This is a genomic window from Streptomyces sp. NPDC048825, assembly GCF_043198355.1.
GTDB lineage: Bacteria > Actinomycetota > Actinomycetes > Streptomycetales > Streptomycetaceae > Streptomyces > Streptomyces xiangluensis.
The window spans coordinates 47,908-60,623 of record NZ_JBICUR010000012.1; the positions used below are offsets into that span (position 1 = coordinate 47,908).

Consider the following 12,716-nt stretch of genomic DNA (forward strand, 5'->3'; position numbering starts at 1 on the left):
GTCTGGCTTCTGCTCCGACGGCTCTGCTCTCACGCCACACCATCAGACACCCACAGGGCCGCAGAGCCAAGCTCAGGCAGACAGGATGGATCTTGGTTCATTACCGCCGCCCGCCGAACTCCCAGTTATGGACCTCGATATCGGCGTACCGGTCCGAGGTCAGGACGGCGCGTGCCGCGTCCGGGTCCGGGGCCCGGACCAGTGCCGTCGTGCCCAGCCAGGTGGTGCCGTCGTCGGACAGCAGGGGCCCGTACGCGATCAACTCGTCCTGGTCGGGCGGGACAAGGAGGTCGGCGGGCCGGCCCGAGCCGAGGCCGAGCACCAGGTAGCGGTTGCCGTCGGCCCGGCCGCCGGGGAAGTCCCACATCGTGCGGCCCAGCAGGTTGCGCCAGCGGCGCAGCAGTACGTCCCGGTACGCGCCCGCCTGGTAGCCGGGCTCGTCGAAGGCGAAGGCGCGGGCGGCGGCGGGATCCGGCAGGTCGACCATGTGCGCGCTGCCGGTGGGCGTTTCGCCGTCGTCGGCGAGAGTCGGGCCGCGGGCGATCAGCTGCGACGCGTAGCCGTCCATGTACGACCAGTGGTCTTCCAGCAGTTCATGGCGCAGCTTGAGGGAGTCGGGCCGGTCGCGATGGTAGCAGAAGAACTCCATGTCCGCAGACTCTCCCGGACCTGCGACGGCACTTCAACGGACTTCGGCAACCATGGAGTTCACGCCAGGAGGTGTGTCACCTCAGCGACTCCCACAGCTCCCCCGCCTCCGGCTCGTCCGCGACCACGCGGTTGCGGTCGAAGGGCGCCGGGAGTACCGGCATCGTCACCGTTCTGGTGTCCGTTGAGGAGAGGCCCTGGAGGCTGCGGCCCAGGCTCATCAGCTCGGTCAGGGAGTCGAGGCCCGTGTCCGTGGTGAGGCTGTCGGTGAGGGTGTCGGCGACGTTGTAGAGCTTGGCGGGGTTGGTGAGGAGGTCGGTGGCGGAGACCTGGTCGAGCAGGGCCTTGACCAGGGTTTGCTGGAGGCCTATGCGGCCCAGGTCGCTGCCGTCCCCTATGCCGTGGCGGGTGCGGGCGAGGGCGAGGGCCTCCTCACCGTCGAGGTGGTGGGTGCCCGCCTCCAGTTCGAGATGACTGTCCTCGTCGGAGATGTCCTCGTCCGTCGTCACCGTGACGCCGCCGAGCGCGTCCACCAGGTCCGCGAAGCCGGCGAAGTCGATCTCTATGTAGTGGTCCATGCGGACGTTCGTGATGGACTCCACCGTTTTGACCGCGCAGACCGGACCGCCCACGGAGTACGCGCTGTTGAACATCGCGTTGTACGCCACCGACGTCGAACCGCCCGACTCCCGCGGGCAGGACGGGCGCGTGACGAGCGTGTCGCGCGGGATGCTCACGATCGTCGCGCCCGTACGGCCCTCGTCGATGTGGACGACCATCGCCGTGTCGGAACGGGCGCCGGAGCTCTCGCCGCCCCCGCCGAGCGTGGCGTTGCGTTCGCCGCTGCGCGAGTCCGAGCCGAGGACAAGGATGTTCAGCGCGCCGCTCGGCAGCGGGGAGGCGGAGCCGTCCGGCGTCACCATGGCGCGCGCCGGGCGATCGTCGCCGAGCGCGCTGTTGATGTCGACGCTGTCGATGTTGCGGTTCAGGTGCCAGTACGCCCATGCCGCCCCGGCGAGCGAGAGGGTGAGCACGCAACCGAGCGCGATGCCCGTGGCCTTGAGCAGCCGTGAGCGCCGGCTGGCACTGCTGGCACTGATCGCTCCGCCGGCGCTGTCGGCACCGTGGCTCACAGCGCCGCCGTGTTCGCCGCCGTTCTTCTCGTCGTCCGTCCCACGTTCGCCGTCTCCGCTCACAGGAAGGAACGTAAGTCCGAATTATTACGGCCAGAAACCCCTTACGGGTTTTACTGAGGAAACTCTCATATTTCGTTGAGTTTCTCCCTTACTTTCGAAAGTTTCGACCTACCCCCCGGCACGCCGCCGGAACACGCCCTCGCCTAGGCCGAAGGCGCACCCGTACTGCTCCGCACCACCAGACTCGTCGCCAGTTCCACCCGCGTCGCCGTCGTCGGCCGCTCCACGCGCCCCAGATCGAGGACGAGCCGGGCCGCCGCCTCGGCCATCTCCGTGAGCGGCTGGCGCACGGTGGTCAGCGGGGGGCCCACCCAGCGGGCCACCGGCAGATCGTCGAAGCCGACGATGCTGAGGTCCTCGGGCACGCGCAGCCCCAGCTCACGGGCGGCCTCGTACAGCCCGAGGGCCTGGAGGTCGTTTCCCGCGAAGACGGCCGTCGGCCGGTCGGGCAGCTTCAGCAGTTCGAGCCCGCAGCGGTAGCCGGCCTCGTGGTGGAAGTCGCCCGTGCGGAGCAGCGAGGGGTCGACGGGCAGCCCGGCCGTTTCCAGCGCGGCCCGGTAGCCGTCGAGCCGCGCCCGGCTGCACATCATCCGTGAAGGCCCGCTGATCACCCCGATCCGCTGGTGGCCGAGGTCCACGAGATGGCGGGTGGCGGCAAGGCCGCCCTGCCAGTTGGTGGCCCCGACGGACGGCACGTCGTCGCCTGGGTCGCCCGCCGGGTCCATCACCACGAACGGGATGGAGCGGCTGGTCAGCAGCGCCCGCTGGGATTCGTCGAGCCCGCTCAGCACGAGCACGACACCATGCGGCCGACGGGCCGCGACCTGGTCGGCCCAGGTACGTCCCGGAGTGAGGCGGCCCGCGCTCTCGGAGAGCACGACGCTCAGACCCTCGTCCCGCGCGACGTTCTCGACACCCCGGATGACCTCCATCGCCCAGGCGCTCTCCAGCTCGTGAAAGACCAGGTCGATCAAGGGCGAACGGGACGCCTCGGCCCGGCGCCGCCGATAACCGTGGTGGCGCAGCAGCTCTTCGACGCGGCTACGGGTCGCCGGGGCCACATCGGCACGGCCGTTGAGCACCTTCGAAACAGTCGGAGCCGAGACTCCCGCCTCGCGGGCGATTTCGGCGAGCGTCGCGGACCGGGCCACGGCGGGATTCGGGTGAGTCATGAGCGCGATCGTATCCCTGCACACCCTCCTGACGAAGCCCCTTGACGGCTACATGTTCTCGGAACATTCGAAATGCAATCCGAAACATTCGAACACCTTCGGGTGAGGCGGCGGCCGAGCCCTCGACGGCCGTGTCTCGCCCCCCTCCTCTCTCCCGCCGGGAACACGCCTCCCCGGAGAACGCGGACAGGACGAGCCAGAACAGGGGGAACGAGGCACAGCCGGGCCTTCTCACTTCACCCGTACTTCGCACCGCATCCGCCGCTCCCGGCCCACGACCCGCTCCGGCCCGGTCAGCGTGACCGGCACCGCATGCCGCACATCTCCCGCGGCGCAGGACGCGGCCAACCGCAGCTCCAGCTCTCCGGGTTCCACGATCCGGTTGCCGTCCGGCCCCGTGTACGCGGCCAGGTCCGCCGGAAACGTGAAGTGGACCTCCGCCGACTCCCCCGCCTCCAGCGGCACCCGCGCATAGCCCACCAGTCGGGCCACCGGGCGGGCCACTTTGCCGACCGGGTCGTGGAGATAGAGCTGGACGACCTCCGCGCCGGGCCGCTTCCCGGTGTTGCGCACCGTCAGACGCAGCGTGGTCTCGCCGTCCGTCGGGAACGCGTCGGCGTCGACCGCCGGCTCCTGCCAGTCGTACGTCGTGTAGGACAGCCCATGTCCGAACGGGAACAGGGGCGTGGGGTCGAGGCTGCTGGCCTCTCCGCGTTGTCCGAGCGGCGGGGCGAGGTACGTCCAGGGCTGCCCAGCGGGGTCGCGCGGCACGCTCACGGGGAGCCTCCCGGACGGGTTGACGCGCCCCGACAGTACGCCCGCCGCCGCGGGCCCTCCCTCCTCGCCCGGGAAGAACGCCTGAACCACCGCGCCGCACCGGTCCGCCCAGCGTCCGAGTGCATAGGGGCGGCCCGAGAGCACGACCAGGACGACCGGCGTTTCGGATGCCAACGCGTTGTCGAGCAACGCGCCCTGTGCGTCGGGCAGTTCGAGGTCCGCGGCGTCGCAGCCCTCACCCGACGTGCCGCGCCCGAACAGCCCCGACCGGTCGCCGACCGCGACCACGCACAGCTCGGCCGCCGCCGGATCGTCCACGAACTCCACGTCCGGCAGCTCCGCGCGCAGCGCTTCGAGCAGCGTCGGCACGGCGACCCCCATCGGGACCTCGGGGTGGTCCAGGAGGACGTGGCGGGGAAACGTGTAGCAGCCGAGCATGGCCGCCGGGTCGTCGGCGAGCGGGCCGATGACCGCGATCCGCCGTACTCCGGGGGCGAGCGGCAGCGTGCTGTCGTTGGACAGCAGGACGACCGACTCCTCCGCCAACCGCCGCGCCAGTAGCCGCATGTGGGGTGGATCGAGATCGACCGGAGCCGATGGTGCCGCGGGCGGCGCCCAGTCGGGATCCAGCAGCCCCAACTCGCACTTCTGCGTCAGAACGCGCAGCGCCGCCCGGTCCACCAGCTCCTCGTCGAGGGGCCCCGCCCCCAGGCACCGAACCGCCGGCAGTTCCACGTCCACTCCCGCCGCGAGCGCGAGCGCCGCCGCCCCCGCCGGGGAGTCCACGAGTTGGTGCGCCGTCTCCAGGAAGGACACGCCGAAGTAGTCGGAGACGACGGTTCCCGTGAAATCCCAGTCGTCCCGGAGGAATTCGGTGAGCAGCTGACGGTGCGCGTGCGCGGGCACCCCGTCGATGTCGTTGTACGCCGCCATCACGGACCGCGCGCCGCCGTCCCGCAAGGCCATCTCGAACGGCGGCAGGATGACGTCCGCCAGTTCGCGCGGGCCGATCGACGCGGGCGCGTGGTTGCGGGCACCGCGCGAGGCGGAGTACCCGGCGAAGTGCTTGAGCGTGGCGACGATGCCCGCCTCCTCAAGGCCCTGTACGTACGCGGTGCCGACGGTCGCCACGAGGTAGGGGTCCTCGCTGATCGACTCCTCCGTGCGGCCCCAGCGCGGATCCCGTACGACGTCGAGAACGGGAGCCAGCCCCTGATGTGCGCCGACCGACCTCATCGAGGCCCCGATCGCCGACGCCATCTCCTTCACCAGGGCCGGGTGAAAACTCGCACCCCAGGCGAGCGGCGTGGGAAAGATCGTGGCCTGCCAGGCCGCGAAGCCGGTGAGGCACTCTTCGTGCGCGAGGGCCGGCAGCCGGAAGCGGTTCGCGCCGCGGACGCGTTCCTGGAGGGAGGCCAGACGGGCGACGCCCTCGGCCGGTTCGACCGGTGACGTGCCGAAGGGGCGGGTCAGCTGGCCGAGGCCGTGGGGGAGCAGCTCGGTGAGGTCCACGTCCTCGGACAGGGCGTGCTGCAGCGGCGCCATGTCCCCGCCCGGGGTCTCGTCCGAGCCGGGCCAGACGCCGTAGAGCTGCGCGATCTTCTCCTGCGGGGTCATGCGGGCGAGCAGATCGGCGGCGCGGACGCCTGCGGGCAGAGCGGGGTCCTGCCAAGGGTGGATCATGTAACTCCTCACATCCGTAAGGGGATCTAGGGGATTCGTCCGCCAGGGTTCGGGTCAGCCCTTGGTCGCGCCGAGTGTGATGCCGCCGATCAGCTGGCGTTCGGCGACCGCGTAGAAGGCCAGGGCGGGCGCCATGGCGAGGACCAGGTACGCGAAGATGCGGGCCACATCGGAGGCGTACTGACCCTGGAACTGCTGGATGCCGACCGGGATCGTCCACCAGGTGGGTTCGCTGAAGACGAGCAGCGGGAGCAGGAAGTTGTTCCAGCTCCCCACGATGGCGAGGACGGAGACCGTGCCGAGCGCCGGGCGTGCCAGCGGCAGCAGGATGCGCCAGAAGAAACCGAAGGACGAGCATCCGTCGATCGTCGCGGCCTCCTCCAGTTCCCCGGGTATCTCCCGGAAGAAGCCGCGCAGGATGACGATCGTCAGGGGCAGCCCGAAGGCCGCCTGGGGCAGGATCACGCCCCACGGGTTGTCGAGGAGCCCGAAAGAGCGCAGCAGGATGAACAGCGGCAGGATCGCCACCGCGAAGGGGAACATCAGCCCCATCGTGAAGAGGGTGAACAGCAACTCCCGTCCCCGGAAGGCGAGCCGGGCCAGCGCGTACGCGGCGAGCGCCGCCGCCCCCACCGTCAGGAGGGCGGTGGCCAGAGCGATCACGGTGCTGCTGCCGACGGCCCGCCAGAACGCGCCCGAGCCGAGCAGTGACGTGTAGTTCGAGGTCACCCACGGGTCCGGAAGGCCGAAGGTGTTGCTGGAGAGCTGGTCGGTCGATTTGAAACCGGAGACGAGGGCGTACAGGAGTGGAGTGACCATGAACACTCCGACCAGCCACAGGACCACGTACACGGGGGCGGCTCGGAGCCTCCGGCGGCGTACGACGCTCCTCGGCACGCTCGTCTTCGGCGTGCCGGCCTTTCGGGTGCTCGCCTTTCGCGCGCTCGTCTTCGCAACCGCGCTCATCGGTTACCTCGCATGGTGGTGATGGCTCCTTCGGTGTCGCGGCGCAGCACGAAGCGCTGGTAGGCGAGGGCGAAGACGAGGCTGATCAGGAACATCGCCACGCTGATGGCGCTGGCGTAGCCCATCTGGTAGCGCTTGAAGCCGTACTGGAAGAGGCTGATGACCATGGTCTCGGAGGCGTGGTCGGGACCGCCCGCCGTGATCACCCACACCAGGTCGAAGAGCTGGATGGCGCCGATCACGGCCAGAAAGACGCTGATCCGGAGCGTCGGCGCGAGCAGCGGCAGCGTGATGTGGCGGAAGCGCTGCCAGGTGCTCGCCCCGTCGATGCGCGCCGCCTCGTGCAGCTCGGCCGGGATGCCCTGCAGGCCCGCCAGGTAGAGCATCATGTGGAAGCCGAAGTACTTCCACGTCATCACGAGGAACAGCGTGGGCAGGACGGTGTCCTGGCCCGCGAACCAGTCCCCGCCCAGACCGGCGAGCCCGACCGCGTCGAGGACCTTGTCGGCGAGCCCCTCGTCCGGCGCGAAGATCATGCTGAACAGCACGCCGGTGATGACCTCGGACAGGATGTACGGCGCGAAGAACAGCATCCGGTAGACGGCCCGGCCGCGCAGCCTCTGGTTGAGCAGCACGGCCATGGCGAGCGCGAACGGCAGCTGGAGGACGATGGAGAACGCGATGAGCAGGAATCCGCGCCACAGGTCGCCCAGGAAGACCGGATCGTCGAAGAGCCGGGTGTAGTTGTCGAACCCCACGCTGTCGGTGGGCGTCCCGAATCCGCCCCAGTTGAAGAAGCTGATGTAGAAGGCGTAGCCCATCGGCACCAGCACGAGCAGGCCGAACAGGACGAGGGCCGGGACGGTGAAGACGAAGGCCGAGAACCAGGCGCGCAGGCGGTGCAGGGCGGACGGCCGGGTCGCCGGTACGGGTGACTCGGGCGCCGCGCCAGGGGACTTGCCGAGCCCTGGCGCGTACGTCGTTGTCGATGCGGTCGAGGCTGAGGTCGAGGTCGGGTGAGTCATCGACGGCCGTTAGCCCTCGCTCTTGGCGACCTGCGTGACCGAACGCGTCACCTGCTCGGGCGACTTGGAGCCCGCGATGAGTGCGGCGACGCTGTCGTTGATCTCCTGGCCGACCGCGGGGGCGTAGGCCTGGTCGAGGTAGAGCTGGAAGCCGGTGGCCTTGCCGAGCGCGTCCGAGACGGCAATGAGGTTGGGGTCCGTCAATGCACCCTGCGCGGCCTTGGACACCGGCACCAGCCCGGTCTCCTTGACGAGCTTCTCGGCGAACTCCTTCTCCGCGAAGAACTTCAGGAACTCCACCGCGGCGTCCGGCGCCCCCTTGCGCACCGCGTGGCCGTTGCTCCCGCCGAACACCTCGGTGAGCGCGCCCTTGCCGCCCTCCACTTCGGGGAAGGAGAAGAAGCCGAGGTCCTTGCCGAGGCCCTTGCCCGCATCCGCCTGGACGACCGGTGCCCACTGGCCCATCAGCTCCATGGCCGCCTTGCCGTTGCCCATCGTGGCCGCCTCACCGGTGGGTGTGGAGTAGGCGGCGCCGAGGAAGCCCTTCTGGAAGGGCTTCAGGGCGACGAGTTCCTCGACGTGCGCGCCGGCCTTGACGAAGTCCTCGCCGGTGAAGTCGGCGTCGTCGGCGGCCTTCTGCATCGCGTCGAGGCCGGCGACCCGCATCGAGAGGTACGCCCAGTAGTACATGCCCGGCCACTTCTCCTTGCCGGCCAGCGCGATGGGCGTGATCCCCTCGTCCTTGAGGGCCTTGACGGCGTCGAGGTAGCCGGACCAGGTGGTGGGTGGGGTCTCGATGCCGGCCTGCTTGAAGAGCGCCTTGTTGTACCAGAAGCCGACCATGCCGACGTCGAAGGGGACGGCGTACATCTTGTCGTCCAAGCGGAACGGCGCCACCGAGGCGGGCAGGAAGTCCTTCGTCCAGGAGGAGACCTTGTCCGTCAGGTCCTCGACCAGACCGGCGTCGATCTGCTGCTGGAGCACACCGCCGCCCCAGGTGTGGAAGATGTCCGGCAGCTTCCCCGAGGCGGTCTGCGCGGTCATCTTGGACTTGTACGCCTCGTTCTCCAGCGTCACGATCTTGATCTTCACGTCGGGATGCGCGGCCTCGAATTCCCTGGCCCGCTGGGCCCACAGCTTCTTCGCCGGCTGGGTGGTGGTGATGTTCCACCACTCGATCTCCGTCTTGCCAGAGCTGTTCCCGCCGTCCGAGGAACCGCACGCGCTCAGGGCGGCCGCCCCCAGGCCGGTCGCCGCGGAGGCCGCCAGGAACCCGCGGCGGGAGAGTGAGGTGTTGCCCAACGCTCGCATCGCACACCTTCCGGAAGAGAGCCCGAAAATTATCGGTCAAGTGCGCACGGAAGTTACGGGCGCGGCGACGGGTATGTCAACGCTCCTGACAAATATCGGAATTATCGAGACCCGGAGGGCGAGACCGGGGGAGATCGGCAGGCGCCCCAGGTCGTCAGGAACGGCGGACATGCCGGGCGAACGGCGCCGTGCTCGCCCGTACGACAAGCTCGGTGGCGAGCTCGACCCTCGGGGACACGGGCTCCTCGCCCGCGGCGAGCCGCAGCACCGTACGGGTCGCCAACTTGCCCATTTCCGCGAGGGGTTGGCGAACGGTGGTGAGCGGCGGCGCCGACCAGCGGACCTCCGGCAGGTCGTCGAACCCCACGACGCTCAGGTCCTCCGGCACCCGGAGCCCGCGGCGCCGCAACGCCTCGATCGCGCCGAGTGCCATCTGGTCGCTGGCGGCGAACAGGGCGGTGGGCGGCTCGTCCAGGTCGAGCAGGGCGTTGCAGCCGTCGAAGCCCGAGGCGTGGTAGAAGTCGCCCGGCACGATCAGCGCGTCGTCGACGGCGATGTCCGCGCCTTCGAGGGCCGCGCGGTAGCCGTCGAGCCGGGCCCGCGAGCACAGCAGCCGCTGAGGTCCGGCGATGAGGCCGATCCTGCGGTGGCCGAGGCCGAGCAGGTGTTCCGTCGCGGCCATGCCGCCCGCCCAGTTGGCCGCGCCGACGGTCGGCGCGTCCAGGGAGGGCGAGCCCGCCGGGTCGACGACGACGAGCGGGACGCCGAGCCGCCGCAGCTCCTCGTGCATACGGGGTTCGAGGACGGAGGTCACGAGGATCACCCCGTCCGAGGCGCGGGTGCGCAGATTGGTCATCCACTGCCGCGCCGAGCCCGACGCGCCGTGGATTGCGGACACGACAGTGCCCACACCCGAGGCGTGCGCGACTTCCTCCACCCCCCGGATGATCTCCACGGCCCAAGGGCTGTCTAGGTCGTTGAAGACCAGGTCGATGAGAACCGCCCGGCCGCCCGGCGGGGAGGACTTGCGCTGGTAGCCGTGGTGTCTGAGCAGGTCCTCGATCCGGGCCCGGGTTTCCGGCGACACGTCGGAGCGGCCGTTGACGACACGGGACACAGTGGGCACCGAGACCCCGGCCTGCCGGGCGATCTCGGTGATGGTCACCTTGCTCTTGGTGCTCTCCCGGGCCACGCGCCCACCTCCGTTGCCGAAACCTTGCAGCAGTCTTCCGGAAAACCCGGGTCGGCGTGAAGGCTACAGGGGGCCCGGGCGGCCTGGGTCAGTCCGCCCGGGCGGCGGCGTGTGCGACGACGGCACATACTCCACGGCCAAGGAGGCCCCAACCGAGTCGCTGTCCCGACGGCTGTCCGACGACGGTCGGAGGATCACCATCCGCCCTGATCGGCACCCACAGAATCGAACCGCCACCTGTGCACCCCCCGCGTCACCAACTCCCCGTCCGGCTCGGGCAGTTCGGGAAGGTCGGCGTCGTACGGAGCATCCCACCAGGTGATGACCAGGACGCGGTCCTGCGGTGCCCGGAAGGTCTCCCGGCGCAGGGGCCTCACGGCGAGGTCCTGCGCCCGGACCCAGGCCAGCAGCTCCTCGCCCCGGCCTGCCACCGCCCGCGCCTCCCACATCAACGCGACCGTCACGAGTACAGGTTCTCCTTGCTCACCTCATGCACGTGATCATGCGTGTGCCCAGGGACGTGCGGCTCCGTCACCGGCAGCGAGGAGTCGGCCGACAGGTCCCAGTCGGAGGCGGCACGCCCACGCGCCACCATCTCCGCACCGAGCGCCGCCACCATCGCCCCGTTGTCCGTGCACAACTTGGGGCGAGGCACGCGCAGTTGGAGCCCGGCGGCCTCGCAGCGCTCCTGGGCGAGGGCCCGCAACCGCGAGTTGGCGGCCACACCGCCCCCGATCATCAGATGCTCGACACCCTCGTCCTTGCAGGCCCGCACGGCCTTCCGGGTCAGCACGTCCACAACCGCCTCCTGGAAGGACGCGGCCACATCACGCACCGGCACCTCCTCCCCCGCCGCCCGCTTGGCCTCGATCCAGCGGGCGACCGCCGTCTTCAGCCCCGAGAAGGAGAAGTCGTACGCCGCATCGCGCGGCCCGGTCAGCCCCCGCGGGAACGCGATCGCCTCCGGGTCTCCCTCGCGCGCGTACCGGTCGATGACCGGACCGCCCGGGAACCCCAGATCCAGCACCCGCGCGATCTTGTCGAAGGCCTCGCCCGCCGCGTCGTCGATGGTCGCGCCCAGAGGCCGTACGTCGGAGGTGACGTCCGAGGAGAGCAGCAGAGACGAGTGGCCGCCGGACACCAGCAACGCCATGGTCGGCTCCGGCAGCGCCCCATGCTCCAGCTGGTCGACGCAGATGTGCGAGGCCAGGTGATTGACGCCGTACAACGGCTTGCCCAGCGCGTACGCGTACGCCTTCGCCGCCGAAACCCCCACGAGCAGTGCGCCCGCGAGCCCCGGACCGGCCGTGACGGCGATCCCGTCCAGGTCCCTCGCGCTCACCCCCGCCTCCTTCAGCGCCCGGTCGATGGTCGGCACCATCGCCTCCAGGTGCGCGCGGGACGCGACCTCCGGTACGACGCCGCCGAAGCGCGCGTGCTCGTCGACGCTCGACGCGACCGCGTCCGCGAGCAGGGTGTTGCCGCGGACGATGCCGACGCCGGTCTCGTCGCAGGAGGTCTCGATGCCGAGTACGAGAGGCTCGTCGCGTGAGTCAGCCATGGATCTCGGTTCCTTGCACTGAGGTTGAGGGATCTTGCAGGCGCATCACGAGCGCGTCGACGTTGCCCGGCTGGTAGTAACCGCGCCGGAAGCCGATCGGCTCGAAGCCGAAGCGCTCGTACAGCTTCTGGGCGCGGATGTTGTCGATCCGGCACTCGAGCATCACCTCGGCACACTCGAAGGCGGTCGCGGCCCGCAGCAGCTCGGTCAGTATCAGCGCACCGACCCCGGTACCCCACTGATCACGAGCGACGGCGATGGTCTGTACGTCGCCCACATCCGCTGAGGCAGCGAGTCCCCCGTACCCGACGATCCGATCGCCGGCTTCCGCCACGACATACCGCTTCGTCGCCGTCGGCCCCCGGGAATGGGCCAGCTCGGACCAGAACATGCCCCTCGACCAGGCGTCCTCCGGGAAGAGGGCCTTCTCCAGCTCCAGTACGGGATCGATGTCCCACCAGCGCATCTCGCGCAGCACGGGAGTCACTTGGGGGTGACCACCTTGTAGTTCTTGGGCACCTGGGCGTCGGGGCGGCGCAGATAGAGCGGCCGGGGGGCGGGGAGCTCCTCGCCCTTCGCCAGCTTCTCGGCCGCAAGGGACGCGAGCGCCGACGCCGAGACGTTCTCGGGCTCGTACACGTCCGGGAAGGTGTCGGGGTAGAGCAGCGCGCCCGCGCCGACCGAGGGCAGACCGGCGACCGCGTCGGCGATCTCGGCGGGCCGGTCCACGGCGGGCCCGCTGACGCGCGTACGGGAATCGGCGTACCGCGCCCAGTAGACCTCTTTGCGCCGTGCGTCGGTCGCCACGACGAAGGGGCCCCGCATGTCGGCCGCGTACGCGAGTCCGTCGAGCGTGCACAGTCCGTACACGGGAACGCCCAGCGCGAGCCCGAAGGTGTCGGCGGTCATCAGGCCGACCCGCAGCCCCGTGTACGGGCCGGGTCCCACGCCCGCGACGATGCCGGTGACGGCGTCGAGCCGCAGCCCGGCCTCGGTGAGCACCCGGTCGATGGCGGGCAGCAACAACTCTCCGTGCCGACGCGCGTCCACCTGACTCGACGAGGCGACGACGGACGTCCCGTCATGCAGGGCGACGGTGACGGCGGGAGTGGCGGTATCCAGAGCGAGCAAGAGCACGCGAACAGCCTACGGCGCCCGGGGCGAAGGCACCGTCGCCCGGGTCCC

General features: G+C 70.1%; 13 protein-coding genes. 1 reads left to right on the forward strand and 12 read right to left on the reverse strand.

Annotated features, from left to right (window positions below):
• Positions 1-100: 100 nt before the first annotated feature.
• From ACGFNK_RS27030 to ACGFNK_RS27050, 5 genes are all read right to left on the reverse strand, one after another.
• A complete protein-coding gene (locus tag ACGFNK_RS27030) occupies positions 101-649 on the reverse strand; it encodes a YciI family protein (protein ID WP_393419976.1) in 549 nt (182 codons plus the stop codon).
• Positions 650-725: 76 nt separating this feature from the next.
• Positions 726-1,844 (reverse strand): LCP family protein, encoded by a 1,119-nt coding sequence (locus tag ACGFNK_RS27035; protein WP_393419978.1) that lies wholly within the window; start codon positions 1,842-1,844, stop codon positions 726-728.
• Between the two features lie 143 nt (positions 1,845-1,987).
• Complete coding sequence (locus ACGFNK_RS27040; protein ID WP_393419980.1) at positions 1,988-3,016, reverse strand: LacI family DNA-binding transcriptional regulator; 1,029 nt, start codon at positions 3,014-3,016, stop codon at positions 1,988-1,990.
• Between the two features lie 231 nt (positions 3,017-3,247).
• Positions 3,248-5,476 carry a glycoside hydrolase family 3 N-terminal domain-containing protein gene (locus ACGFNK_RS27045; protein ID WP_393419982.1) on the reverse strand — a complete coding sequence of 743 codons (2,229 nt, stop codon included), beginning with the start codon at positions 5,474-5,476 and terminating at the stop codon, positions 3,248-3,250.
• A gap of 54 nt (positions 5,477-5,530) precedes the next feature.
• Entirely contained in the window at positions 5,531-6,295 is a 765-nt protein-coding gene (locus ACGFNK_RS27050) for a carbohydrate ABC transporter permease (RefSeq protein ID WP_393419984.1), read from the reverse strand.
• Here ACGFNK_RS27050 and ACGFNK_RS27055 point away from each other — a divergent pair.
• Positions 6,294-6,464 carry a hypothetical protein gene (locus ACGFNK_RS27055; protein WP_393419986.1) on the forward strand — a complete coding sequence of 57 codons (171 nt, stop codon included), beginning with the start codon at positions 6,294-6,296 and terminating at the stop codon, positions 6,462-6,464. The two genes, ACGFNK_RS27050 and ACGFNK_RS27055, sit on opposite strands and share 2 nt — an antisense overlap.
• Here ACGFNK_RS27055 and ACGFNK_RS27060 read toward each other — a convergent pair.
• From ACGFNK_RS27060 to tsaB, 7 genes are all read right to left on the reverse strand, one after another.
• Entirely contained in the window at positions 6,439-7,467 is a 1,029-nt protein-coding gene (locus tag ACGFNK_RS27060) for a carbohydrate ABC transporter permease (RefSeq protein WP_393419988.1), read from the reverse strand. The two genes, ACGFNK_RS27055 and ACGFNK_RS27060, sit on opposite strands and share 26 nt — an antisense overlap.
• A 9-nt stretch (positions 7,468-7,476) precedes the next feature.
• Positions 7,477-8,769 (reverse strand): extracellular solute-binding protein, encoded by a 1,293-nt coding sequence (locus ACGFNK_RS27065; protein ID WP_393420401.1) that lies wholly within the window; start codon positions 8,767-8,769, stop codon positions 7,477-7,479.
• A gap of 163 nt (positions 8,770-8,932) precedes the next feature.
• Positions 8,933-9,970, reverse strand: coding sequence for a LacI family DNA-binding transcriptional regulator (locus tag ACGFNK_RS27070; protein ID WP_393419990.1), 1,038 nt, complete (start codon positions 9,968-9,970; stop codon positions 8,933-8,935).
• Positions 9,971-10,164: 194 nt separating this feature from the next.
• Positions 10,165-10,434 (reverse strand): hypothetical protein, encoded by a 270-nt coding sequence (locus tag ACGFNK_RS27075; RefSeq protein ID WP_393419992.1) that lies wholly within the window; start codon positions 10,432-10,434, stop codon positions 10,165-10,167.
• Positions 10,431-11,531: a tRNA (adenosine(37)-N6)-threonylcarbamoyltransferase complex transferase subunit TsaD gene (gene tsaD, locus ACGFNK_RS27080; protein ID WP_386340909.1), complete on the reverse strand. Its 1,101-nt coding sequence runs from the start codon at positions 11,529-11,531 to the stop codon at positions 10,431-10,433. Before tsaD ends, ACGFNK_RS27075 begins: the two co-directional genes overlap by 4 nt.
• Positions 11,524-11,997, reverse strand: a complete 474-nt coding sequence (gene rimI, locus ACGFNK_RS27085) for a ribosomal protein S18-alanine N-acetyltransferase (RefSeq protein ID WP_393420403.1) — start codon at positions 11,995-11,997, stop codon at positions 11,524-11,526. The genes tsaD and rimI overlap by 8 nt, the downstream gene beginning before the upstream one ends.
• A gap of 17 nt (positions 11,998-12,014) precedes the next feature.
• Complete coding sequence (tsaB, locus tag ACGFNK_RS27090) at positions 12,015-12,668, reverse strand: tRNA (adenosine(37)-N6)-threonylcarbamoyltransferase complex dimerization subunit type 1 TsaB (RefSeq protein WP_393419994.1); 654 nt, start codon at positions 12,666-12,668, stop codon at positions 12,015-12,017.
• Positions 12,669-12,716 lie beyond the last annotated feature (48 nt).